The organism is Pseudomonas sp. EU05-FHT14B02, from assembly GCF_058791055.1.
Window position 1 is genome coordinate 118,857 of sequence record NZ_JBYTDD010000009.1, and the last position, 24,651, is coordinate 143,507.

Genomic DNA, 24,651 nt, shown 5'->3' on the forward strand with positions numbered 1-24,651 from the left:
CCTTCAGCCTTGCCAAGACAAAGCATGCCTTGGGGATTAGAATGTCGCGCATTCTCTTTTGGTGACAGCGATATGACTGATCAGCGCAAAGGCAGCGATGCCGAACCCACCACTCACTTCGGCTTCAAAAACGTTCCGGAAAGCCAGAAAGCGGAAAAAGTCGCTGAGGTTTTCCACTCGGTAGCCGCCAAGTACGACCTGATGAACGACCTTCTGTCGGGCGGTATGCACCGTCTGTGGAAGCGTTTCGCGATCGAACTGTCGGGCGTTCGTGCCGGTAACCGCGTGCTCGACATCGCCGGCGGTACTGGCGACCTGACCAGAAAATTCTCGCACCTGGTGGGCCCTACCGGCCAGGTCGTGTTGGCCGATATCAACGAATCCATGCTCAAGGTCGGTCGTGACCGCCTCCTGGACCTCGGTGTGGCCGGCAACGTCGAATTCGTCCAGGCCGACGCGGAAAAACTGCCGTTCCCGGACAACCATTTCGACTGCGTGACCATCGCCTTCGGCCTGCGCAACGTGACCCACAAGGAAGATGCCCTGCGCTCGATGCTGCGCGTGCTCAAGCCGGGCGGCCGCTTGTTGGTACTGGAGTTCTCCAAGCCGACCAACGCACTGATGTCCAAGGCCTACGATGCTTACTCGTTCGCCTTCATGCCGCTGATGGGCAAGCTGATCACCAACGACTCGGAAAGCTATCGCTACCTGGCCGAATCGATCCGCATGCACCCGAACCAGGAAACCCTGAAGTCGATGATGGTCGAGGCCGGTTTCGACCGTGTGACCTATCACAACATGACCGCCGGCATCGTTGCCCTGCACCGCGGCATCAAGCCCTGATGTTGCTCGCCGGCCTGTTCGCCAGCATTGAACTCGGCCTGAACCGGGTGCTGCGTCTCGACAGCACGGCGCTGCCGCGGCTGGCGCATTTGACCGGCAAAGTGATTGCCGTCGATTGCCGCAGCCCGGTGCTGCAACTGTTCATCCTGCCCAGCGACGAAGGCCTGATGCTCGCCTCCCAGTGGGAAACCGGCGCCGACTGCACTTTGCGTGCACCGGCCTCGAGCCTGTTGAAACTGGCGATGAGCAAGGACAAGACCTCGGTCCTGCACGCCCCTGAAGTCGAACTCGACGGCGACAGCGGCGTGCTGCTGGAACTGGCGGCGATCCTCCAGGACCTGGAGCTGGATTGGGAGTACGAACTCTCGCGCTGGCTGGGACCTGTGGCCACGCAACTGGTCGGCGGTCACCTGCGCAGCCGCGCCCGCTGGTATCAGCAAGGGTTCGCCAGCCTCAACCAGAACCTGGGCGAATACCTGGCCGAAGAATCGCGCACCCTCGTCGGCCAGCGCGAAGCCGAAGCCCGATTCAGTGAACTGGACCAGATCAAGCTTGATCTTGAACGTCTCGAGGCGCGTTTCGAGCGCCTTTCCCGATCCCTCGACCCAAGCGATAACGCATGAAGCTGCTTGCCGTCCGCCGTCTGTTGCGCATCCAGCGCGTCGTGATCCGCTACCGCCTCGATGACCTGCTGTTCGCCCTGCCGCTGCCCTGGTTCTTGCGGGCGCTGCGTTACGCCTTGCCGTGGCGCTGGTTTCCGCGCAAGACCCTGGACCTGAGCCGTGGCGCGCGTTTGCGCCTGGCGTTGCAGGACCTGGGGCCGATCTTCATCAAGTTCGGGCAGATCCTGTCTACTCGCCGCGACCTGTTGCCCGAGGACATCGCCGACGAACTGATGAAGCTGCAGGACCGCGTACCGCCATTCGACTCGCAAGTGTCGGTCAAGCTGATCGAAGAACAGCTGGGCAAGAAAATCAGCGAAGTCTTCAGCCGTTTCGACGTCGAACCGCTGGCCTCGGCCTCGGTGGCGCAGGTGCACGCCGCGCAACTGAAAACCGGTGAGGAAGTGGTGGTCAAGGTGATCCGCCCAGGCCTCAAACCGGTGATTGCCCAGGACCTGGCGTGGCTGTTCATCCTCGCCCGCGCCGCCGAAAAACTCTCGGCCGATGCGCGCCTGCTGCACCCGGTGGACGTGGTCAGCGATTATGAAAAAACCATCTACGACGAACTCGACCTGCTGCGCGAGGCGGCCAACGCCAGCCAGTTGAAGCGCAACTTCGACGGCTCGCCGCTGCTGTACGTCCCGCAAGTCTATTGGGACTGGTGCCGGCCGAAAGTGCTGGTGATGGAACGCATCTACGGTATTCAGGTTACCGATCTGGCGACTCTGGCCGACCAGCGCACGGACATGAAAATGCTCGCCGAGCGTGGCGTGGAGATTTTCTTCACCCAGGTGTTCCGCGACAGTTTCTTCCACGCCGACATGCACCCCGGCAACATTTTCGTCAGCACCGTGAATCCGTGGAGCCCGCAGTACATTGCGATCGACTGCGGCATCGTCGGCAGCCTGACCCCGGAAGACCAGGATTACCTGGCGCGCAACCTGTTCGCCTTCTTCAAGCGCGATTACCGTCGAGTGGCGCAGTTGCACATCGATTCGGGCTGGGTGCCGGCGGAAACCAAGCTCAACGAATTCGAAGCGGCGATCCGTACCGTGTGCGAGCCGATCTTCGAAAAACCGTTAAAAGATATTTCCTTCGGTCAGGTGCTGATGCGCCTGTTCCAGACTGCGCGCCGCTTCAACATGGAAGTGCAGCCGCAGTTGGTCCTGCTGCAAAAAACCCTGTTGAACATCGAAGGCCTGGGCCGCCAGCTGTACCCGGACCTCGATCTATGGAACACCGCTCAGCCATTCCTCGAACGCTGGATGCGCGAGCGGGTCAGCCCCAAAGCCCTGCTCGGCAACGTGCACAGCCAATTCGAACAGATCCCGCACTTGGCCAGCATGGCCCGCGACCTGCTCGAACGCATGTCCCAACCCCACGCCTACGACCCGCCGTCACCGTGGCATCGACGCCGTGACGACTGGTTCCTGCGCCTGCTCGGTACGGCCCATCTGGCCGGTGGCGCCGTCCTTGCCGCTGGCGGACCGCTGAACCAGTTGGCCTATTGGCCGGCGGGAATCATGATGGCGGTCGGTTTGTATCTGGTCGTGCGCCGATAGCCAGTTGTGTGAACGACTGGCACACTGTTTGAACGCCTGAGCTCGGCTATTGAAGTGTCGAGCCCGCTGTCGGAGTCGAAGATGAAAAACTGGCTGGACGAGATCAAGTGGGACGCTGACGGCCTGGTGCCGGCCATTGCCCAGGATCACAAGACCGGGCGCGTCCTGATGATGGCCTGGATGAACCGCGAAGCACTGGAACTGACCGCTGCCGAGAACCGTGCCATTTACTGGTCACGTTCCCGTGGCAAGCTGTGGCGCAAGGGCGAAGAGTCCGGCCACGTGCAAAACCTGCACGAGATGCGCCTGGACTGCGACGCCGACGTCATCATCCTGATGGTCGAGCAGATCGGCGACATCGCCTGTCATACCGGCCGCCAGAGCTGCTTCTACCGCGTCTATGAGAACGGCGACTGGACAACCGTCGACCCGGTCTTGAAAGATCCGCACGCCATCTATTCCGCAGGGCACAAACATGAGTGACACTCTCACCCGCCTCGCCGAGGTACTGGAGGAGCGCAAAGGCGCCGCCGCCGACAGCTCGTATGTCGCCAGCCTGTACCACAAGGGCTTGAACAAGATTCTGGAAAAAGTCGGCGAAGAGTCGGTCGAAACCATCATCGCCGCCAAGGACGCCGCCGTCAGCGGCGACTGCAGCGATGTGATCTACGAAACCGCCGACCTGTGGTTCCACAGCATGGTCATGCTCGCCCAATTGGGGCAGCATCCACAGGCTGTACTCGATGAACTGGACCGTCGTTTCGGTCTCTCCGGACACGCCGAGAAAGCCTCGCGCCCGTCCGCCTGAATAACTATTAGAGAGGAGCAGCAGCATGGGCATTTTTGACTGGAAACACTGGGTCGTCATCCTGGTTGTCGTGGTACTGGTGTTCGGCACCAAGAAACTGAAAAACCTCGGCACTGACGTCGGCGAGTCGATCAAGGGCTTCCGCAAAGCCATGAACGACGATGAAAAACCGGCCGACCCGAACGCGACCCCGGCCCAACCGGTTCCTCCGGTTCAGCCACAGGCATCCGTGAACCAGCCGCACACCATCGACGTGCAGGCACAGAAAGTCGAAGAGCCGATCCGCAAAGACGTGTGAGCACTGACTAATGTTTGGTATCAGCTTCTCTGAACTGCTGCTCGTCGGCCTCGTCGCCCTGCTGGTGCTGGGTCCCGAGCGCCTGCCGGGCGCTGCGCGCACCGCCGGCCTGTGGGTCGGGCGCCTGAAGCGCAGCTTCAACGCAATCAAACAGGAAGTTGAACGTGAAATCGGTGCCGACGAGATTCGTCGGCAACTGCACAACGAGCACATCCTGTCGCTTGAGCAGGAGGCGCGGAAAATCTTCACGCCGACCCAGCAGGAGCCGACGCCGGTGGAACATGTGGGTACGCAGACGATTCTTGCGCCTGCCGCGGCTGTCGACCCGACACCTGCTCCGACGGCGGAACCTGCGCCTGTTGTGGCAGCGATGCCGGTTGAACCCGTTGCTCCAGCCACCGCGCCGACAACGCCAGCGCCCAATGACACCACTTTGCCGCCGCGAGCCCCATGAGCGATCTCCCTGAAAACGACCAGCACATGCCGCTGGTTTCGCACCTCACCGAGTTGCGTACCCGTCTGCTGCGCTGCGTAGCGGCGATCTTCATCATCTTTGCCGGGCTGTTTGCCTTTACCCAGCAGATCTACACCTTCGTCTCCACGCCGCTGCGCGCGTACCTGCCCGCTGGCGCGACGATGATTGCCACTGACGTGTCGTCGCCGTTCCTGACGCCACTGAAGCTGACGATGATGGTCTCGCTGTTCCTGGCCATTCCGGTGATCCTGCACCAGATCTGGGGTTTCATCGCCCCCGGCCTGTACAAGCATGAAAAGCGCATCGCCGTGCCCTTGCTGGTCTCCAGCATCTTTCTGTTCTACGCCGGCATGGCCTTCGCCTATTTCCTGGTGTTCCCGCTGATCTTCAAGTTCTTCGCTGCCGCCACCCCGGCCGGCGTGGAAATGATGACCGACATCACCAGTTACCTCGATTTCGTCATGACGCTGTTCTTCGCCTTTGGCGTAGCGTTCGAGATTCCGGTGGCCGTGGTGCTGCTGGTGTGGATCGGCGTGGTCGATGTCAAATACCTGAAGAAAATCCGTCCGTACGTGATCATCGGCTGCTTCGTGGTCGGCATGATCCTGACACCACCCGACATCTTCTCGCAGACCCTGCTGGCCGTTCCGATGTGGCTGTTGTTCGAGATCGGCATCCTGTTCGGCAGTCTGATCAGCAAGCGCGGCGACCATCCGGAAGACCAACCGGCTGACGATCACAACGACCAGCCGCCAGCGACCCAAGCGTGAACCTGCTGCTCCTCGAAGAGGCCGATTTCATTGCGGCCGACCGCGCGATCCTGCGTGATCGCCGGTTGACCCACATGCAGGAAGTCCACCGCTGCGAAGTCGGTGACAGCATGCGCGTCGGGCGAATCGGCGGTTTGATGGGTTCGGCCGAAGTGCTGCGCCTGGACGCCGACGAAGCGGAATTGCGCGTCACCCTCGACCAGCCACCACCGGCCAAGCTGCCATTGACCCTGGTATTGGCCCTGCCACGACCCAAGATGCTGCGCAGGGTGTTCCAGACCGTGGCGGCCATGGGTGTGCCACGGGTCGTGCTGGTCAACAGCTATCGCGTCGAGAAGAGCTTCTGGCAGACCCCGTTCCTGGAGCCAGAGGCGATTCGCGAGCAGTTAATCCTCGGCCTGGAACAGGCGCGGGACAGTGTGTTGCCGGAAGTCGTGATCGAGAAGCGCTTCAAGCCCTTCGTCGAAGACCGTCTGCCCGCGATGACCGAAGGCACCCTCGGCCTGGTGGGGCATCCGGGCAATTACCCGCCCTGCCCTCGCGCACTCAGCGAACCGGTGACCCTGGCCATCGGCCCCGAGGGTGGCTGGATTCCCTACGAGATCGACCTGCTGGGCAAATCCGGTCTGCAACCGGTGCAACTGGGCGAGCGCATCCTGCGGGTCGAAACCGCCGTGACCGCGTTGCTGGCACGCCTCTTTTAAATCCAGACACTGTCCCTGTGGGAGCGAGCTTGCTCGCGATAGCGGAGTAACAGTCGACATCCGTGTTGCCTGAAACAACGCCATCGCGAGCAAGCTCGCTCCCACAGGTCAACATTTGCCACAGATGATCACTTGCCCGTACATCGGGAGTCACCTACAGAATCCAGCCCTCCTGCCGATAAAGCCCCCATAAAACCATTGTTTGGTCCGGGGAGTTTCAGCATGTATCAATGGCTAGCCGAGAATCTGGGTAACGTCAGCGTCAAACGCAAGCTGGGGATCGGCTTCGGTCTGGTGCTGCTGTTGACCCTGCTGATCACCTTCACCGGCTGGAGCGGCCTGAGCGGCGTGACCAGCCGTGGCGATAAACTGGGGTTCATCGCCAGCCTCAACGACCTGACCAAGGACCTGCGCATTGCACGCCTGGATTACGAGATGCGTCGCGGCGAACAAGGTCCCGGCGCTGTCAACGATCTGTTGGGCAAGCTCGATAGCGGCCTGCAGACCGCCCGCGGCCTGATCGAGCAACCGGCAGATACGGCCATGGTCGATCAACAACTGGCCGCTGTCGCCGAATACCGCCGCGCCTTCAACGACATGACCCAGGCCGGTGCCCAGCGTGAAGACGCCCGCAGCAAACTCGGCGCCACTGCAGACAATGCCGTGGCCCGCGTCGCCGAAGTGGAAAAATCCATGCTGCAAGGTGACAGCGTAGCGGCGTTCAACAGCGTGATCGACCTGAGCAAACTGATCCAGCAGGCGCGCTTCCAGGTTCGCGGCTACACCTACAGCGGCAAGAGCGAAGCCGAACAGCCAGCCCTCGACGCGATCGAAAACGCCCTGAAGAACCTCGAGAGCCTGCCGACCAAACTGCCTGAAGAACACATCGCCAACCTGCAACAGGCAACTGACTCGCTGAGGGCCTATCGCGCCGCCGTCAGCCAGTTCCACGACTCCCAGGTGGCCAGCGCCAAGGCCCTGGCACGCATGTCCACCCAAGGCGACATCCTGTTGGACATGAGCCAGAAACTCACCGTCTCGCAAACCGTCGTGCGTGACACCGACGCCGCCCATGCCAAGAACATGCTGACCCTCGCCACCGTGCTGGCCATCGCCTTCGGCCTGCTGGCCGCCTGGGCGATCACCCGACAGATCATCATTCCATTGAACCAGACCCTGATCGTGGCCCAGCGCGTCGCCAGTGGCGACCTGACGCACAACCTGACATCGCAGCGCCGTGACGAACTCGGCCAGTTGCAGCGAGCCATGCAAAGCATGACCCAAGGGCTGCGCGAACTGATCGGCGGCATCAGCGATGGCGTCACGCAGATCGCCAGCGCCGCTGAAGAGCTGTCTGCCGTCACCGAGCAGACCAGCGCCGGGGTCAACAGTCAGAAGGTCGAAACCGATCAGGTCGCCACCGCCATGAACGAAATGGCCGCCACCGTGCAGGAAGTGGCGCGCAACGCCGAAGAAGCCTCCGAAGCCGCCGTCGCCGCCGATCAGCAGGCCCGGGAGGGCGACAAAGTCGTCGGCGAAGCCATCGCCCAGATCGAACGCCTGGCCGCGGAAGTCGGTCACTCCACCGAGGCCATGGGCGAACTCAAGCGCGAAAGCGACAAGATCGGCAGCGTGCTCGACGTCATCAAGTCGGTGGCCCAGCAAACCAACCTGCTGGCCCTCAACGCCGCCATCGAAGCCGCTCGCGCCGGTGAAGCCGGACGCGGTTTTGCCGTGGTCGCCGACGAAGTCCGCAGCCTGGCCCAGCGCACACAGAAGTCCACCGAAGAGATCGAAGAGCTGATCGTCGGCCTGCAAAACGGCACCCAGCAAGTCGCGACCATCATGGACAACAGCCGCACCCTGACCGACAGCAGCGTCGAACTGACCCGCCGCGCCGGCGGTTCACTGGAAAGCATCACCCGCACGGTGTCGGCGATCCAGGCGATGAACCAGCAGATCGCCGCGGCTGCCGAACAGCAAAGCGCCGTGGCGGAGGAGATCAACCGCAGCGTGCTGAATGTGCGGGATGTGTCGGATCAAACGTCGGCGGCGAGTGAGGAGACGGCAGCGTCCAGCGTTGAGCTGGCGCGGTTGGGGACGCATTTGCAGATGTTGGTGGGGCGGTTCAGGGTTTGAAACGCTAGCAGATGGAAGAGCATTGGTCGCCGGCGAGCCATTCGCCGATCAACCTCTTCAGGGGATATGAAATGAAAATTTACGTTCATCCAAACTCATGACTTAACCTCAAAGCATTACCAAAATAACGACCTCGGACAACTAACAGTTCTGCTAGTTACGCCAGCTTTCAGAACGGCGCACGATCTGCTTCTGCTTTTTTTCAGGAGCGCAATCATGAGTAACGATCCAATCGACAATTTTGCGGCCTCAGAATCTGTTTCATCCGACGACGTTGCATCCAACACCAACTACAGCCGCTGGATGACCCACATGGCGTCGGAGATTGCGCATCTGAAGCTTTACCAATTGGCCATTCCTGGTGCGCATAATTCAGGTGTTGACCGAAGCGGAAGTTTTCATGTCGGCAATAGATGGGCCGCTTGTCAATACAATAGCTTCACCCAGCAATTATCCGCGGGTGCGCGGTATCTGGACTTACGCCTAGTTGATAGCAGTTATAAAAAAACAATAGGCAACAAATTCCCAACATATAAATTCATCGAGATTTTTGAATTCAAACATGGCGATATCAGCGCAGGCCGACGGCTTGAACATTTGGTTGAAGCAGTTAACAGCTTCGCCACGGCCAACCCGTTTGAAATTATATTTATTGACTTCCACCATTATGATAGAGGACGTAATCATTCGAGCGACAGCCTTCAGCGATGCCTGCCTAAGTTCAACCCAATCAAAAATCGTTTAATACCACCCTCAGCCAATGAGTTGAGTATCGGAGAAATTCGTCAAAATCATCCAGGCTGCAATATAGTCTTGTGCCTTGCTCACAACTATCCAGTGCCTCCCAGCAATGTGCAAGACAAGTGGCCGAACGGGACGATACGCAGAGAGCAGATATGGCATCCTATGCGACATGAGTGGACTCCGGAAGCTTCCGAAAGCAACATAATATCACTCGTTGTTAATTCAATGAAGTCACCTCCAGAGAATCATTATTGGGTGCTCTCTGCTGCTGTCACTGAGCAAACCTTTCCGAAAGACTTGGCAACCACCAGCCCTGTTAGAACAGAAGTCTTTAAACCAGGTTTTCAGAACGCAAATATCGTCATGGTCGATTTTATTGACGGCTCAAACTCCAAAGCTAGTGTGACAGATCGCTGCATCAATTTAAACAGACAGAGGACCTCAGATAGAACCAGCCCCCCTGGTCCAACCAGATTGGTAGTTACAGCAAAAGACGAGGAGAATATCGGGGGCAAATTTCAAAACACACTGGTATTCCACTGGAGCCAACCGCTCGACAATTTAGGTATACGAAAACACGAAATCTACTGCAATGGCGAAAAATTCAAGTCAACAAGCCAAATGCCCTATGAGGGCAAAAATTTTCCTCTAAAAAACTATTCTTTTAAAGTTAAAGCTATCGACTGCGTGGATAACCACTCAGAATTTTCTTTTACATTTGATCTTATCCAAGACTCTATACCTCCTACCATCCCTGGAAATCTTGAACTCAAGCAAGGAATCCATGGCACCTCCGTTACTTTAGTGTGGGACCACTCAACCGATGCGAGAGGAGTAGCAGGTTACGAGATATATTTAGATAATGAATTTTTACAATATGAACCTTACAAACCAACCAATAGAGCAATTACTGACATCTACAACCTAACAAACACCAAACAATACGAGATACAAGTTCGCGCCAGAGACAATAATGATCTCTATTCAGAATTCGCAACAATAACACTCTATCCCCGCCCAACGGTAGTCAATCCTCGATATTCCATCGTCGGATATGACGAATCAACAGAAAAATATAGTGTCAACATCGTGTGGGATACTGATGCATATTCATCTCCGGAGATTATGTACGAAGGTGAAACAAAGTGGTACTCAGGGTACGCAGAGTACAGGGAACTCTATCGTCCCGAGTCAGGCGAAGGACCAACATTCAACTTCCAGGCCAGTCAAAATGAGCGCATAACGCACCGCTGCATAACATGGTACGGGCGCTATCCAGTAAGTGAATTTATTTCTTTCGACTTCGTTTTCGACTCAACACCTCCGGTCCCGACTAACAATTTGAAAGTCACGTCTCGCACACAAAGCGCTACATCCATCTCTTGGGAGCCTTCAACCAGCGCCGACATTACAAACTATGCAATTTCGGTAAACGAAGAAATTCCAGTATTAGTCTCTAAATCAGTGAACACCTATACATTCGAACAAATGCCATTAGACGAAACATTTTCGATCGAAGTATGGGCAATTAACAATGTCGACGCTTGCTCGATTATCGAGACCCTCACAATTGAACCTGTTGATAATGTCGCCCCCGACAAACCGGGCGTTCCGACGATAACAAACATCACAAATAGCGGAGCACAAATCAGCTGGACACCGGCCTCAGACAATGTCGCTGTAACCGGTTACACAATCACCATTAACAATAATCCACCTATTTCAACTGCCCACACGCAACACACTCTTACCGAATTAGAGGAGGCAACTCGGTATGCAATTGAAATAAAGGCCTTTGATGCCGCAGGAAATCTGTCAGAGCCCAACACCGCCTCATTCACCACCAAGTATTTACTTCCTGGTAACCCGGGCACGCCCCAAATCAGCAAAATCACCCACTCATCCGCGGAGCTCCGCTGGGCTGCCTCAAGTGGCTTGGACGTTCAGTACAAGGTTTTACTGAATGGATTCCTCGTCGCTCAAACCAAAGAGCCATTTTTCACTATTACTCATCTTAGAGGTCATACCGACTATCAGGTAGAAGTCCATGCATTCAATCCGGGCGGAGTGTCCGAGCCGGCTGCCACGAAGTTCAGAACCTTACTCGCGCCTCCAGTCAACTTGAGATTCAGCCACCTCAATGGCCGCTGCAGACTGGCATGGAACCCGGTTTTCCGTGTGCTGCCGTCTCATGAAGTATCAATCAATGGTAGAGTTTTCAATACTGGGCCAGGACGCATCGGTTACAGCTTCAGATTGTCCGATCTTTCATCTGGTCCCGCCCCACACAAACTCTCGTTCAGGGTTCGCGCTCAACTTGACGGTGCCAGCTCCGAGGAAAGCTTACTGGAGAAAATCCTGACTGATGACGTTCCACCTAATCAACCTGGTGCACCCGTTGCCAGTGACATCACGGATACATCGGTTACGCTGACCTGGGAAGCATCCAGTGACAACATAGGTGTAACGGGTTATCGGGTTGTCTTGAACGGAGTTCTGGTATTCACCACGCAAGAGCCTCGCTATACCTTCACAGCTCTTACCCCAGGTGCCTATTACTACGTATTCGTAAGAGCCCAGGATAAGGACGGAAACCTCTCTACCCCTGGCAGGAGCACAGTATTCAAAACCACAGGACAGTCGCCGTCTCCCCCTCCTCCAGCACCAACTGTGAGAATTACTGACGAGACAGAAACTTCACTGACATTGCACTGGGGCTCTCTAAACGGAGCCTCAGGCGTCAGGATCGCGCGCAACGACGAACACTGGCGCGATGTATTGCTACTTCCAAGTGTAACTATGCTGAATCTGAATCCCGGTCTCGAATATGTCATCAGTGTGTCGGTCTTTGACATATGGGGTCAATTGTCGGAGCCCACGATACTTACCCATGAGCTTAAAGACACCACGCCTCCCAGCACTCCGGGAAGCTTGAGAGTGACAGACTCCACCTCGGATTCGGTGACGCTGGTCTGGGAAGCATCGACAGATGACATAGGGGTCTGCGACTACGTCATCTACAACAATCAGGAGTACTTCGACAGGACGCCACTCACCCAATACAGCGCCATCGGGCTGATGCCTGGCACCCACAGGTTTGAAGTTCTCGCCCAAGACCACTCGGGAAACCTCTCTCAGACAACTTCGCTCGACGTGTACTTACAAGGTGATGAGCCGAACGCTCCACGCAACTTTCGCGTCTCGAACATTGCCGATCAGCGCATCACTTTTGCTTGGTCCCCACCTTTTGCAGATCAAGGGGAAGTCATTGAGTATAAATTCGTAATCGTTGTCGCCGGAATGCCGCTACCCGTTCCAGTTGGGTTAAAGGAATGGATCACGATAGACGATAGGAACCCTTCAACTGAGCTAAAAGTAAGGCTTAAGTGCTTGCTTGAGGGGGGAGCGGAATCACCCTGGATTGAGTTGATCGTACCCCCTAGGTCCTAAAACTCTTTTAAGATGTCCGAGAGAACCACCTCTAACGATGGCTTTTACTAGCAGGGAGAATTTCAAAAACAGCCCGGACCAAGGGTTAAACATAGCCCCAAAACGAATAAAGCCCTATAGGTGTAAACCTACAGGGCTTTTGGTTCTTCATCCCGCTTTTGCGTGTCTTTGAGTCAGGCCATCTGAGGCTGCACGCTCAACGGCTTGAGCGGCAACAACGGTGCGTGGGGGTCGGCTTTCACCGACTTGCGCCACGCGCCCAGCCACTCTGGATGGCCTTCGTTCCAGACCTGCTCATGCAAGCGAGCCAGAGCCACCGGATCACTCAGCAGTTGTACACGCTCATTGTTGGTCAGGCCTTCAGGTCCGACTTTCATCGCGTGGCGCACCCGCTCGATCCGCAACCATTCAATCGGCTCAGCCTCGCGGTGCCGGGAGGTCGCCAGCGAGCACGCCAGGGCGTTCTGCTGTGGATCGACCACCGAACGGACGAAGCCGTCGTTCAGCGCGTGCCAGCGGTTTTCGTGGGTGTACTGGTCGGTCGCCAGCAGTGCCTGCGGCGGATTGTATTCCTCAGGGATCAGGAACAGGTTCTCGTCACGGGACTTCAGGCCCAGGCCGACACGGCTGGAGATCACCGACACCGGGATCGACAGCATCAACGAACCGACGATCGGCACCAGCCACCACAGGAAGCTCGGGTTCAGCCAGATCACCAGCAGCGCCCAGAAGAAGCCCAGCAAGGTCTGTGGACCGTGGCGCTTGACCGCTTCGCTCCAAGGCGTGGAGTCGTCGTCACGTTGCGGCGAATTCCAGGTCGCGGCCCAGCCGAGGAACGCGGCGAGGACGAAACGGGTGTGGAAAATCATCCGCACCGGCGCCAGCAGCATGGAGAACAACATCTCCAGCAGCATCGACAGCGTCACCTTGAACTTGCCGCCGAACTCTTTCGCGCCCTTGGCCCAGATCAGGATGATGCTCAGCAACTTCGGCAGGAACAGCAGCACGATGGTGGTAGAGAACAGCGCAATCGCTTTGTCCGGATGCCATTGCGGCCACAGCGGATAGAGCTGGCGCGGTTCGAGGAAGTACTGCGGTTCCATCAGCGTGTTGACCGCCAACAACGCTGTCGAAAGCACGAGGAAGAAGAACCACAATGGCGCCGACAGGTAGGACATCACGCCGGTCAGGAACACCGCACGGTGCACCGGGTGCATGCCTTTTACCAGGAACAGGCGGAAGTTCATCAGGTTGCCGTGGCACCAGCGACGGTCACGCTTGAGTTCGTCCAGCAGGTTCGGCGGCAGTTCTTCATAGCTGCCCGGCAAATCATAGGCAATCCACACGCCCCAACCGGCTCGGCGCATCAGCGCGGCTTCAACGAAGTCGTGGGACAGAATCGCACCGGCAAATGCGCCTTTACCGGGCAGCGGCGCCAGGGCGCAGTGCTCGATGAACGGCTTCATGCGGATGATCGCGTTGTGGCCCCAGTAGTGCGACTCGCCCAACTGCCAGAAGTGCAGGCCGGCGGTGAACAGCGGCCCGTACACGCGGGTGGCGAACTGCTGCATGCGCGCATAAAGGGTGTCCATGCCCGACGCACGCGGCGCGGTCTGGATGATGCCGGCGTCCGGCGTGGCTTCCATCAGGCGTACCAGACTGGTCAGGCACTCACCGCTCATCACGGAGTCGGCGTCGAGTACGACCATGTACTTGTAGTCACCGCCCCAACGACGGCAGAAGTCGTCGAGGTTGCCGCTTTTACGTTTTACGCGACGACGACGGCGGCGATAGAAAATCTTGCCGAAGCCCCCGGCTTCGCGGCAGACATCCAGCCAGGCCTGTTGCTCGGCGACGCAGATATCGGCGTCGTTACTGTCGCTGAGGACGAAGAAGTCGAAGCGGTCCAGGTCACCCGTGGCCGCGACCGATTCGAACGTTGCACGCAGACCGGCAAATACCCGAGGCACGTCTTCGTTGCAGATCGGCATCACCAGCGCGGTGCGCGCATCTTTTGGAATCGGCTCGTTACCAGCACTTTTACCGGAGATGCGGTATTTATCATGCCCGGTTAGCAACTCGAGAAAGCCCATCAGCGCGGTCCAGAAACCGGCCGAAACCCAGCAGAACAGGATCCCGAACAGAATCAGGATGCTGGTCTGCAATGCATATGGCAGCACTTGGGTGGCGGTTTGCAGTAACGGTTGGTGCAAGACTTCGTCGAGGTCGACGAATGACCAGCCTTGGTAAGGCATTAGGCCTTTCATGAACCAGCCGGCGACGATGGTCTGACCGAGCATCAGTACCAGCAGAATGTAGCGGCGGATCGAACCGACGGTGCGCCAGCGCGCGGCCGGCAGCACGTTCTCGTCTTTCGGCGGCTTCGGCGGATTGGTGCGACCGGTCAGACGCCGCCAGCCGCGCACCAGAATATTGGTGCGCCACGGCTCCGGCACGACCTTGGTCCGACGAATCGGTGGGGTCGCCTTAAGGCAGACGCGACCGCTGGCGTCGAGCACCAGCATTTCGGCGTCCTGCAATTCTTCGGCAGTGCTCAGGGTCAAGCGCTTGCCGACCGAAGCCTGGGCGGCCTCGGCTGGCGCGTCGAAAGTCGAGGACGACAGACGCTCATGCAGTTCACTGAAAGACTTGCAGCCCGCGAGTTCCGCGCGCTGCTGGTCGGTCATCGGCAGATGCGCCAGATACTCGGAGAGAGTTTCTGGCCGTACTTGAGAGTTACTCATCGGCAGGCAACTGATAGCTCCAGGTCTCGGTCAGGACTTCTTCAGTCGGGGCCGATTCCGGTGTGGCTGGGGCCGCGTCGGCAGCGACAGGCTGCTTGGCGTCTTTATTGGCCTTGTCCTTGGCATCTGCAACAGGCTTGGCTTCGGCCTGCTTGGCCTCCGCTTGCCTGGCTTCCTTGTCCGCTTTCTCTTGTTGCTTGGCGGCAACCTTGTCGGCCTTGGCAACCGACGAGTTCGACGACGGAATCGAAGTCTTGGCCAGGTCCGCCGGTACGATGTTCTGCACCAGCGCGGCACGCATCTCGGTGGACTTGCTCGGATCCTTGATCTTCATCCGCAAGGTCAGGCGCCAGCCTTTGGTTTCAGGATTATAGCGAACGCTGTTTTCCACCAGCTCGGCGTTGTCGCCGACGCTGACCTGGCTGCGGACGTCCGCTTCGGCCGGCAAAGCCGCCAGGGACGGGCCTTCAAAGTCCACCAGGTAGGCAACGCTGCCGTCCGGCTGACGAATCAGGTTGGACTGCTTGACGTCGCCAGTGGAGCGCAGGGTCTGTTTGACCCAAGCGCTGTCCGGCGCGTGAATCGAGGCTTCATCCATGGTCCAGTGCATACGATAAGCGACATCGAGCGGCTGGCCAGGTTCCGGCAATTTTTCCGGATTCCAGAAAGCAACGATGTTGTCGTTGGTTTCGTCGGCGGTCGGAATCTCGACCAGGTCGACCGTGCCCTTGCCCCAGTCACCCTTCGGCTCGATCCAGGCGCTTGGGCGCTTGTCGTAGCGGTCGTCGAGGTCTTCGTAGTGGCTGAAGTCGCGGCCACGTTGCAGCAGACCGAAGCCACGCGGGTTTTCAACGCTGAAGTTGCTCACGGCCAGGTGCTTCGGATTGTTCAGCGGACGCCAGATCCATTCGCCGTTGCCGGCATGGATCGCCAGGCCGCTGGAGTCGTGCAGCTCGCGACGGTAGTTCAGTACTTTCGACGGCTGGTTGGCGCCGAACAGGAACATGCTGGTCAACGGGGCAATGCCCAGTTTGCCGACCTTGTCACGCAGGAACATCTGCGCCTTGACGTCGACGATGGTGTCGCTGCCCGGACGCAGGGTCAGGCGGTAGGCGCCGGTGGCACGAGGCGAATCCAGCAGGGCGAAGATCACCAGGTGCTTGTCGCCCGGCTTGGGCTGCTGAATCCAGAACTCGCGGAAACGCGGGAATTCTTCGCCGGACGGCAATGCGGTATCAAGCGCCATGCCGCGAGCGGACAAACCATAGACATGACCCTTGCCGACGACGCGGAAGTAGCTCGCGCCAAGCATGGTCATGATTTCGTCTTGCTTGTCGGCCTTGTTGATCGGGTACAGCACACGGAAACCGGCATAACCCAGTTGTTCGGTGGCCTTTGGATCGAACTTCATATCGCCGAAGTCGAAACGACTCGGATCGTATTTGATCTCTTCGACGGTGTTCGCCGTGATTTCGTTGATTTTCACCGGTGTATCGAAATGCATGCCCTGGTGATAGAAGGACAGCTTGAACGGCGTCTTCTGGTCAGCCCACTCGGCTTTTTCTGTCAGAAAACGAATTTTCTGATAGTCCGCGAATTTCATGTCGCGGAACTCGTTCGGCAGGTTACTGCGCGGCGCTTCGAATTTCTGCGCGGCCAGTTCTTTTGCCTTGACCGATACATCATCCAGACTGAATGCCCAAAGCTGACCGGCGCTGAGCAGGCAGAGCAGTGCAGAGCCCGCTACCAGAGCGCTGCGTAACCGTTTGGCAGACAATTTTGGTGCGTTACAGGGACTAACAATCACGAGCAACCCTCGCCGAAAACAGATCAAAAAACCAACGGCCAGTTAAAGGGCCTGCACGGTGTACGGTATGAAAAAACCGCCCTTGCAAACCACTCTTGCCAAGTTGGCGAGCATTGTTCCGACTCCGCTGGGGCAAAATGATTCCCCAATCGGATCCGGACAAGTCTCTACCTAAGTCAAAATGGACCAACGAACGCTGATCCCCGTAGCGCGGGATTATCTAGTAGGCCGCGTTACAACGCATCAGGGGTAACAAAGTATTTATCGCGAAAAAGCCCTGTTTTCAGCCGAAATGAACGTAAAAACTTGTTTCAAGCGCTTTCAGGTCTGTAACAGGAAGGTTACCGGGCCATCATTGACCAGGTGCACCTGCATATCCGCGCCGAATCTACCTGATGCCACAGTGCCATGCACCTGTTTCGCTTTGCTTAATAGATAGTCGAACAGCTCCTCGCCCAACGCCGGAGGGGCCGCGGTCGAGAAACTCGGACGCAGCCCGTTTTTTGTATCGGCAGCCAGAGTGAACTGAGAGACCAGCAGCAGCCCGCCGCCCACATCCGCCAAGGACAAATTCATCTTGCCTTCAGCGTCACTGAATACCCGATAGTTAAGCAGCTTATTAAGAAGTTTGTCAGCGCTGGCCCGCGTATCGTCGGGCTCGACGGCGACCAGGACCAGCAATCCCTGATCGACGGCACCCACGATCTCGCCCGCGACCTCGACCCGCGCGCCGCGCACCCGCTGCAACAGGCCCTTCATGCTTCTTCAGGCGGCAGGTCGAGCAGACGCCGGGCCATCTGATTGGCGGCGCGTACCAGCGCGTCGGTGATGCCCGGCTCGGAAGCGGCATGACCGGCATCGCGGATGACCTGCAATTCGCTGTTCGGCCAGGCTTGATGCAATTCCCAGGCGTTATCCAGCGGGCAGATCACGTCGTAGCGACCATGAATGATCACGCCGGGCAAATGGGCGATCTTGCCCATGTCGCGGATCAGCTGATTCTGCTCCAGGAAGGCGTTGTTACTGAAGTAGTGGCATTCGATGCGGGCAATCGACAAGGCACGTTGTGGCTCGGAGAAGCGATCGACCACCATCGGGTTCGGACGCAGAGTCGCGGTGCGGCCCTCCCAGGTCGACCAGGCCTTGGCCGCGTGCATCTGGGCGATCTGGTCGTTACCGACCAGGCGCTTGTGGAACGCAGTGAGCAAGTCGTCGCGCTCGTCCAGCGGGATCGGCGCGATGTAGTCCTGCCAGTAATCGGGGAACAGGCGGCTGGCGCCGGCCTGGTAGAACCATTCGATTTCCTGCGGACGGCAGAGAAAGATCCCGCGCAGGATCAGGCCGTGCACACGCTCAGGATGGGTTTGCGCGTAGGCCAGGGCCAGAGTCGATCCCCAGGAGCCGCCGAACAGCACCCATTTGTCGATGCCCAGATGCTGGCGAATCCGCTCGAGGTCGGCGACCAGGTCCCAGGTGGTGTTGTTTTCCAGGCTGGCGTGGGGGGTCGAGCGACCGCAGCCGCGCTGATCGAACGTGACTATGCGATAGAGGTTGGGATCGAAGAAGCAACGACTCTGGGCATCACAACCGGCACCGGGGCCGCCGTGGATGAACACCACCGGCAAACCTTCCGGTGAACCGCTTTCGTCGACATACAGTGTGTGGGTTTCGTCGACAGCCAGATCGTGCCGGGCGTGGGGTTTGATCTGCGGGTACAAAGTCTGCATTGCGCACTCCGTAAGGGGTCGAGGTCATCCCTGGGGGGACTTCTATTATTCTGCCGTTGGGCATCATAAACCCGAATGGAGCGATGAGCATGTCCTTGGAGAGATTGAGGGCTCTGGATACCTGTCGCACTCAGCTCGCGCCCGAAAATGAAGCCTGTGAAGGCATTCGTATGCAATAAAGAAAACCGCTATTTCAGCGCACGACTGAAACAGCGGTTTTTTGGAGCGTTGAGCCGCAATCCTGGTTCAGGCGCTATCGAATGATGAACTCAAGTACATCACCCATTCTACGGCGTCACAGTGAACTCAACGAGTACACTTGGCTCGGAAACAATGTCGCCTTTCTTCTGCCACGCTTTGATGCGATGAACTCCTGGGCCCCAAGTAAACGATGTGTACCACTTGTTATCCACCACTAATGCATCGTTCAACTTGACACCTCTTTCATCCAAAAGCTCGACAGTCGCTCCCACTTCGCAAATACCGTCGATAGCCATGCCGCCGATGGGATATGTGCCTCCTGATACAGGCACCCTGATCGATGGCGGAGGGGGCTTGATGCCGACCGGCTCAGTGGTGACAAAGAGGGGGACACGACGAGACGGAATCCTCTTTTCGGCTCCATCTTGCACATAAACCATCAGGCGTTCGAATTCAGGAGGACGAGAAGTAAATGGTCCGACGCGGCGGACCACCCAACGATTGCCCACTACATAACCTGTATATAATCCAATTCGAACAAGCTCCACCTGGATAACACTCCCCGCATTCGAACAGGGCGTGCAGGTACCCTCCAAATCAAGATAACCTCTAAAGGGAACATTGACATTTTCGGCCTCAGGCTCCGTCACGGTCACTTCGATCCTGTCGTTCCCCAGTCCTACGCCAATCCAGCGCTCCGTCGGGTCAGACAACACGTTACTTACTGACTGTACGATTTTGATATAGACAACTTCACTACTAGTCCAGATGTGTTCAAAAGACCATGTGGTGCCGATGACGCTGGCTTCCCCGATCAAGGTTTCGTCGACATCGCGGATGTACACACTCGCGCCTGGTTCGCAGGTTCCCTCGAACCGCACTTCCTGGTTGATTGGCATAAGGCTGTTGACGAGCGGAAGGGTTACCACCGGCGGGGGTACATTGGAGGACGGCTCGCGCACAATGATCTCGCGCTCAGGAGTTGGATCTGAAATAGCAGCGTCGAGGATTTGCCGTACGTGGAGGCGCTGGACTCCAGGCACCATCTTTTCTAGCGTAAGACTCCAATTAGTCCCGATCGCCGGCACATCTTTCCATGTGATATCAGGGAGGATCAACATCTGGACAACGGCACCTTCCAGGCAGGTGCCTGCGCAACGAACAAAACCTCCGTCGTGCTCGATACCTTCTTTTGGCCAGAGCATTTCGGGGGCAGGCGGTTTTGTAGCCACCGCACGTTCGCGAGAGTCCGCCGCACTATCCTTCGTATCCTTGTTTGTACGTGCCATGATTTTCTTGCTCCTGTGGGCAGGCACGATCGCCTGCGTTCCAGAAGTGTTTTAACGTGAAGCAAAAAATTAATGACCTGTCAGAAATAACAGTCTCGACAAACGGTTGCTGTAGATCAGAGCTTTACAGCCAGGTATCCGAGCAACCTTTCATACAACACATCCACCTCGGCTACCTGCCCCCGCGCCCGCAAACAACCGTGTACCAGCCCTTCGCCGTAATACAGCGTCGCAGTCACACCGGCAGCGTTCAGTCGCTCGGCATACAGCACGCCGTCATCGCGCAACGGATCGAATTGCGCCACGGCGATCCATGCCGGTGGCAGTCTGCTGAAATCCGTGGCAAGCAATGGCATGGCGTAGGCGTTCGGATGGCGGGTGCCCTGCAGGTAAAGCGCGTGATAGCAATCTACGTCACTGCTGCTGAGTAACGGCGCGTCGATGCACTCACTGCGCGACGGCAGCCGGTGATCGCCGCCCAACCCCGGATAGATCAGGATCTGCGCGCACGGCACCGGCTCACCGGCATCGCGCAGCGCCAGGCACAACGCTGCCGCGAGGTTGCCACCGGCACTGTCGCCGGCCACCAGCGTGCGCGCAGCGTCAAGTTTGAACGGCCCGGTGCGCAGTGCTCGCCAGACTGTTAGGCAATCGTCGAAGGCCGCCGGAAACGGGTGTTCCGGCGCCAGACGGTAATTGATGGCGAGCACCAGCACGCCGAGGGTCGAGGCCAGTTCCGCGCAAATGAAGTCGTGGGAATCCAGATTCCCCACCACCCAGCCACCGCCATGTAGATAAACGATGCACGGCACGCCACCAGCAGAAGGTGAAACCGGCGGCTGATACGAACGAACGGCAACCCCCGCCAACTCGAAATCGACCACATACAACCCGGCAGGGCGCGGCGGCGTGAATGCCCGGTACATCTCGCTGTAGGCCTGGCGCAGACCGTCGGGGCTGCTGTCAATGCTGTTGAAACTGACGGTTTTCTCGACGAAAGCCGTCATCTGTTCGGAAAGTGGATAAGGAGCCATGAGCCTGGTACCCGTTCAAGGGAATATATGGCCCCTGTAGGAGCGAGCTTGCTCGCGATGATCGTCAACGATAACGCGGGGAGCCTGATACCCCGCGGCGTTCTCGGGTTTATCGCGAGCGAGCTCGCTCCTACAAGGTTTTGGTGTCAGTTTTTCAGGCTGGCCTGAACCGTCGCCACGCCATCCTTGCCATCAAAACTGCTGACACCCGCCAGCCAGCGCTGGAGATCTTCCGGATGCTCGCGCAGCCATTTTTTCGCGACATCCTGAGCCGTTTGGCGCTCCATGATCGGCACCATCAACTGGCTTTCCTGGGCGGCGGTGAAGGTCAGGTTTTCCAGCAGTCGATTGACGTTCGGGCAGCGCTGGGCGTAATCCGGCGCGGTTACGGTGGAAACGGTCGCTGCACCTTCATTCGGGCCGTACACGTCTTCGCTGCCGGTCAGGTAGGCAATCTTCATGTTGATGTTCATCGGGTGTGGAGTCCAACCGACGAACACCACGAACTCCTTGCGATTCACGGCGCGCTGTACGGCGGCGAGCATGCCGGCTTCACCGGACTCGATCAGTTTGAAATCCTTCAGGCCGAAGTGATTGGTTTCGATCATGGTCTTGATCGTGGTGTTGGCGCCGCTACCCGGCTCGATACCGTAGATTTTGCCGCCGAGTTGATCCTTGAACTTTGCGATGTCGGCAAAGGTTTTCAGGCCCGCCGCCGCCACATAGTCAGGAACTGCGAGGGTGGCCTGGGCATCAGCCAGGTTCGGCTTGTCCATGACCTTGACCTGATTGGCGGCCAGGAACGGCGCGATGTTTTTGTCCATCGCCGGTTTCCAGTAACCAAGGAAAATGTCCAGGCGCTTGTCGCGGATCCCGGCGAAGATGATTTGCTGAACGGCGCTGGTCTGTTTGCTTTCGTAGCCGAGGCCATTGAGCAACACGTCGGCCATGCCACTGGTGGCGATCACATCGGTCCAGTTGACCACGCCCATGCGCACTGTTTTGCAGGAGGCGTCGTCAGCGGCCAGGGCGCCGGTGCTCAGGAGAGCCGTGCCGCAGAGGATTGAGAGACAGCGGGCGAACAAACCTTTGGTGCTTGTCATAGAGAGCATCTCGTGCGGCAGCGATTATTGTGAGGTCGGTGTCTTTGTGCACCGTGGCCAGAACATTACGCAGCAGACGAGCGGTAAAAGCGACCTGTGGCGACCGTGTTTTGCACGGTGGCGACTGTTACGTCGCGCTTTCAAAATGAACACTTACCTGTGGGAGCGAGCTTGCTCGCGATGGCGGTGGATCAGTCGACATAGATGTAACAGACAGACCGCTATCGCGAGCAAGCTCGCTCCCACAGGGTTACGCGTCAGGCTTTAGCGCTTGTAGTGTTTTTCACCCCAGGCCAGCAACCCTTGCAGCAACTCCTTGAGCACCAACCGCGTCGGTTCCGCCAGATCCGGGCGATAGCGGAACGGCTCGAACTCTTCCATATAGGTGCACTGGCCAAGTTCCAGCTGCACGGCGTGGATGTTCTCGGCCGGATTGCCGTAATGGCGAGTGATGTGCCCGCCCTTGAAGCGCCCGTTGAGTACGTGGGTGTAGTTGTCGTGAAGCGCGCAGATCGCTTCCAGTCGGGTCGCAAGCTGTGGATCGCAACTGGCGCCGTTGAAGGTACCGAGGTTGAAGTCCGGCAACTTGCCGTCGAACAGGTGCGGGATGATCGAGCGGATCGAATGCGCATCGAACAGCAACGCATAGCCGAACTCGGCCTTCAGCCGCGCCAGTTCCTGCTGCAAAGTGCTGTGGTACGGCGTCCAGATCCGCTCCAGATAAGTCGCGCGCTCATCGGCAGAAGGCTCCAACCCTTCGCGGAACAACGGAATGCCGTCAAACAGCGTCGCCGGGTACAGGCCGGTGGTCGCGCCCACGTACAAAGGCTTGTCGTCGGACGGTCGGTTAAGGTCGATGACGAACCGCGAGTACTCGGCCGCTAGGGTGCTTGCACCCAGTTCCGCGGCGAAGTCGTAAAGTTGCGGGATGTGCCAGTCGGTGTCCGGCAGGCTTTGCGCGTCAGGAATCAACCCGGCTTCGACCGCAGGCGTCAGGCGCACGCCAGCGTGGGGCATGCTGATCAGCAGCGGTACGCGGCCTTGTTTGAAGTTCAGAACCTTATCCACAACAGATCTCCTACAAACTTGATTCGACGCCGTGGCGCACGACGCGTTTTTCCAGGTCGCCGCCCAGCCAGTAACACAGGTCGGCCGGACGATCGATTTGCCAGGCGACAAAATCCGCGACCTTGCCGACCTCCAGCGAACCATGAGTATCGGCCATGCCCAGCGCGGTGGCGGCATGAATCGTCGCGCCAGCCAGGGCTTCTTCCGGGGTCATGCGGAAGCAGGTGCAAGCCATGTTCAGCATCAGGCGCAACGACAGCGCCGGCGAGGTACCCGGGTTGAGGTCGCTGGCGATGGCGATTTTCACGCCGTGCTTGCGCAGGGCTTCCATCGGCGGCAACTGGGTTTCCCGCAGGAAGTAAAAGGCGCCGGGCAACAGCACCGCGACCGTACCGGACTTGGCCATGGCGATGGCGTCGTCCTCGGTCATGAACTCCAGGTGATCGGCGGACAACGCGTGGTAACGCGCCGCCAGGCTCGAGCCATGCAGCGACGACAACTGCTCGGCGTGCAGCTTCACTGGCAGGCCCAGTTTCTGGGCGGTAATGAACACCCGCTCAACCTGCGCCGGGGAGAACGCCAGGTACTCGCAAAACGCATCCACGGCGTCGACCAGCCCCTCGGCAGCCAAGGCCGGGAGCATGTCGGCGCAGATGTGATCGATATAGTCATCAGCGCGATCCTTGTACTCCGGCGGCAAGGCGTGAGCCGCCAGGCAGGTGCTGCGCACGCTGACCGGCAGTTCGGCGCCGAGGCGGCGGGCCACACGCAGCATCTTGCGCTCGTTGGCCAGGTCCAGACCGTAGCCAGACTTGATTTCGATACTGGTAACGCCATCACGCATCAGGCTTTTCAGGCGCTTGGCGGCACTGGCGAACAGTTCATCTTCGCTGGCTGCGCGGGTGGCGCGTACGGTGCTGGCGATACCGCCGCCGTTGGCGGCGATTTCCGCGTAGCTGACGCCTTGCAGGCGCTGTTCGAATTCACCGCTGCGGTTACCGCCAAACACCGTGTGAGTGTGGCAGTCGATCAGGCCCGGCGTGACCCAGGCCCCGTTCAAATCATTGACGGCCGGGTACTCGCCCGCCGGCAACTCACCGCGCGGGCCGATCCACTCAATGTGCGCTCCTGACGTCACGATGGCGGCGTCCTCGATGATCGAGTAGACGCCTTGTGCCATGGTTGCGACGTGACAGTGTTGCCAGAGAGTTTTCATCCGTGGC

Annotated in this window: 20 protein-coding genes and 1 pseudogene; 12 read left to right on the plus strand and 9 right to left on the minus strand. The window is 58.3% G+C overall.

Annotated elements, in window-relative coordinates:
• The first annotated feature begins 72 nt into the window (after window positions 1-72).
• The 12 genes and pseudogenes from ubiE (at window position 73) to AC3WTM_RS11175 (ending at window position 12,455) form a co-directional block, all read left to right on the plus strand.
• Window positions 73-843, plus strand: a complete 771-nt coding sequence (gene ubiE / locus AC3WTM_RS11120; RefSeq protein WP_007975568.1) for a bifunctional demethylmenaquinone methyltransferase/2-methoxy-6-polyprenyl-1,4-benzoquinol methylase UbiE — start codon at window positions 73-75, stop codon at window positions 841-843.
• Window positions 843-1,466, plus strand: a complete 624-nt coding sequence (locus tag AC3WTM_RS11125) for a ubiquinone biosynthesis accessory factor UbiJ (RefSeq protein WP_102672213.1) — start codon at window positions 843-845, stop codon at window positions 1,464-1,466. The genes ubiE and AC3WTM_RS11125 overlap by 1 nt, the downstream gene beginning before the upstream one ends.
• The gene (gene ubiB / locus AC3WTM_RS11130; protein ID WP_102672212.1) at window positions 1,463-3,067 is read left to right on the plus strand and encodes a ubiquinone biosynthesis regulatory protein kinase UbiB; all 1,605 of its coding nucleotides are present in this window, start codon (window positions 1,463-1,465) and stop codon (window positions 3,065-3,067) included. Before AC3WTM_RS11125 ends, ubiB begins: the two co-directional genes overlap by 4 nt.
• Window positions 3,068-3,148: 81 nt before the next feature.
• Entirely contained in the window at window positions 3,149-3,550 is a 402-nt protein-coding gene (gene hisI, locus AC3WTM_RS11135; protein WP_102672211.1) for a phosphoribosyl-AMP cyclohydrolase, read from the plus strand.
• Entirely contained in the window at window positions 3,543-3,875 is a 333-nt protein-coding gene (locus AC3WTM_RS11140) for a phosphoribosyl-ATP diphosphatase (RefSeq protein WP_007975564.1), read from the plus strand. Before hisI ends, AC3WTM_RS11140 begins: the two co-directional genes overlap by 8 nt.
• A 25-nt stretch (window positions 3,876-3,900) precedes the next feature.
• Window positions 3,901-4,173: a twin-arginine translocase TatA/TatE family subunit gene (locus AC3WTM_RS11145; RefSeq protein ID WP_057712370.1), complete on the plus strand. Its 273-nt coding sequence runs from the start codon at window positions 3,901-3,903 to the stop codon at window positions 4,171-4,173.
• Window positions 4,174-4,183: 10 nt separating this feature from the next.
• Entirely contained in the window at window positions 4,184-4,627 is a 444-nt protein-coding gene (tatB, locus tag AC3WTM_RS11150; protein WP_102672210.1) for a Sec-independent protein translocase protein TatB, read from the plus strand.
• Window positions 4,624-5,418 carry a twin-arginine translocase subunit TatC gene (tatC, locus tag AC3WTM_RS11155; protein WP_057712372.1) on the plus strand — a complete coding sequence of 265 codons (795 nt, stop codon included), beginning with the start codon at window positions 4,624-4,626 and terminating at the stop codon, window positions 5,416-5,418. Before tatB ends, tatC begins: the two co-directional genes overlap by 4 nt.
• Window positions 5,415-6,122, plus strand: a complete 708-nt coding sequence (locus AC3WTM_RS11160) for a 16S rRNA (uracil(1498)-N(3))-methyltransferase (RefSeq protein WP_102672209.1) — start codon at window positions 5,415-5,417, stop codon at window positions 6,120-6,122. Before tatC ends, AC3WTM_RS11160 begins: the two co-directional genes overlap by 4 nt.
• A 222-nt stretch (window positions 6,123-6,344) precedes the next feature.
• Window positions 6,345-7,406, plus strand: a pseudogene (locus tag AC3WTM_RS11165) (methyl-accepting chemotaxis protein); the annotation flags it as partial.
• 141 nt (window positions 7,407-7,547) lie between these two features.
• Window positions 7,548-8,261 carry a methyl-accepting chemotaxis protein gene (locus AC3WTM_RS11170; RefSeq protein WP_372884021.1) on the plus strand — a complete coding sequence of 238 codons (714 nt, stop codon included), beginning with the start codon at window positions 7,548-7,550 and terminating at the stop codon, window positions 8,259-8,261.
• Between the two features lie 216 nt (window positions 8,262-8,477).
• Window positions 8,478-12,455: a fibronectin type III domain-containing protein gene (locus AC3WTM_RS11175; protein WP_102672207.1), complete on the plus strand. Its 3,978-nt coding sequence runs from the start codon at window positions 8,478-8,480 to the stop codon at window positions 12,453-12,455.
• A gap of 173 nt (window positions 12,456-12,628) precedes the next feature.
• On the opposite strand, the gene mdoH is transcribed toward AC3WTM_RS11175, so the two are convergent.
• The 9 genes from mdoH to hutI form a co-directional block, all read right to left on the minus strand.
• Entirely contained in the window at window positions 12,629-15,199 is a 2,571-nt protein-coding gene (mdoH, locus tag AC3WTM_RS11180; protein ID WP_102672206.1) for a glucans biosynthesis glucosyltransferase MdoH, read from the minus strand.
• On the minus strand, window positions 15,192-17,006 hold the full coding sequence (locus AC3WTM_RS11185) for a glucan biosynthesis protein G (RefSeq protein ID WP_090452641.1): 1,815 nt from the start codon (window positions 17,004-17,006) through the stop codon (window positions 15,192-15,194). Before AC3WTM_RS11185 ends, mdoH begins: the two co-directional genes overlap by 8 nt.
• Before the next feature lie 321 nt (window positions 17,007-17,327).
• Window positions 17,328-17,765, minus strand: a complete 438-nt coding sequence (gene dtd, locus AC3WTM_RS11190; RefSeq protein ID WP_057712378.1) for a D-aminoacyl-tRNA deacylase — start codon at window positions 17,763-17,765, stop codon at window positions 17,328-17,330.
• On the minus strand, window positions 17,762-18,733 hold the full coding sequence (gene pip, locus AC3WTM_RS11195; protein ID WP_102672205.1) for a prolyl aminopeptidase: 972 nt from the start codon (window positions 18,731-18,733) through the stop codon (window positions 17,762-17,764). Before pip ends, dtd begins: the two co-directional genes overlap by 4 nt.
• Before the next feature lie 287 nt (window positions 18,734-19,020).
• On the minus strand, window positions 19,021-20,223 hold the full coding sequence (locus tag AC3WTM_RS11200) for an SRPBCC family protein (RefSeq protein ID WP_102672204.1): 1,203 nt from the start codon (window positions 20,221-20,223) through the stop codon (window positions 19,021-19,023).
• A 116-nt stretch (window positions 20,224-20,339) separates the two neighbouring features.
• Window positions 20,340-21,257: an alpha/beta hydrolase gene (locus AC3WTM_RS11205; RefSeq protein ID WP_102672203.1), complete on the minus strand. Its 918-nt coding sequence runs from the start codon at window positions 21,255-21,257 to the stop codon at window positions 20,340-20,342.
• Window positions 21,258-21,403: 146 nt separating this feature from the next.
• The gene (locus AC3WTM_RS11210) at window positions 21,404-22,360 is read right to left on the minus strand and encodes a choline ABC transporter substrate-binding protein (protein ID WP_102672202.1); all 957 of its coding nucleotides are present in this window, start codon (window positions 22,358-22,360) and stop codon (window positions 21,404-21,406) included.
• Window positions 22,361-22,624: 264 nt separating this feature from the next.
• Complete coding sequence (hutG, locus tag AC3WTM_RS11215) at window positions 22,625-23,428, minus strand: N-formylglutamate deformylase (protein WP_102672201.1); 804 nt, start codon at window positions 23,426-23,428, stop codon at window positions 22,625-22,627.
• Between the two features lie 10 nt (window positions 23,429-23,438).
• A complete protein-coding gene (hutI, locus tag AC3WTM_RS11220) occupies window positions 23,439-24,644 on the minus strand; it encodes an imidazolonepropionase (protein ID WP_102672200.1) in 1,206 nt (401 codons plus the stop codon).
• Between the last annotated feature and the right edge of the window lie 7 nt (window positions 24,645-24,651).